1 protein-coding gene is annotated in these 589 nt (G+C 39.2%); it reads right to left on the bottom strand.

Translation table 11 applies throughout. From position 1 onward, the window contains the following. Positions 1-112 precede the first annotated feature (112 nt). Positions 113-232, bottom strand: a complete 120-nt coding sequence (locus tag KQI_RS27555) for a hypothetical protein (protein WP_010344811.1) — start codon at positions 230-232, stop codon at positions 113-115. Between the last annotated feature and the right edge of the window lie 357 nt (positions 233-589).

Raw genomic sequence — 589 nt, 5'->3', positions numbered from 1 at the left:
TTTGTTATTCGAGTGTTTCGTTTCTTGAAGAAAATATCCCAATAACTGCAACTACTATTATGACAGAATGAGCCAAGTAAAGCGGTGTTATTCAACCGTTCTTTTCACAAAATTAAACCCAAAATGCTTTGGTGATTATAACCAACAGGATAAAGAGCACCAAAATTGCAGCTGTAGAAGTCCACATACCGCCGCCATATGCGCCTGTGCCTGCACCTTCATATGCACCCATGTCTTTAGCCTCCTTTATTTATGGTACATTTTAATATATGTATAAATACATTCTATGACAGGGCATGTAGGTAAACAAAAAAATACCCTACCGCCGAAGCCGATAAGGTATTCACTCGTTTTTAAACAGATTTATCATCATTAGTCATTCCAATGCTAATTGGAACAATCCCGTTACTGACAATCCCGCTAGGTCGACAAAACCCAATAAGCGCAACAACCATTACGGCAGAATCGCCATGCATTCGGTAAGATCTTAAGTTAACCTAGGAGCAGCGAATAGTGTGGCTATGCTCACGAAATTAAATCCAACACGCTTTAGTAATTATGACCAGCAGGATAAAGAGCACCAAAATTG

It is taken from the genome of Paenibacillus peoriae KCTC 3763 (assembly GCF_000236805.1).
In the GTDB taxonomy this organism is placed as follows: domain Bacteria; phylum Bacillota; class Bacilli; order Paenibacillales; family Paenibacillaceae; genus Paenibacillus; species Paenibacillus peoriae.
This window is presented reverse-complemented; position numbering and strand designations above follow the sequence as displayed.

Coding starts and splice junctions, on each gene's coding strand:
- KQI_RS27555 (WP_010344811.1), bottom strand. CDS start 232: ATGGGTGCATATGAAGGTGCAGGCACAGGCGCATATGGCGGCGGTATG.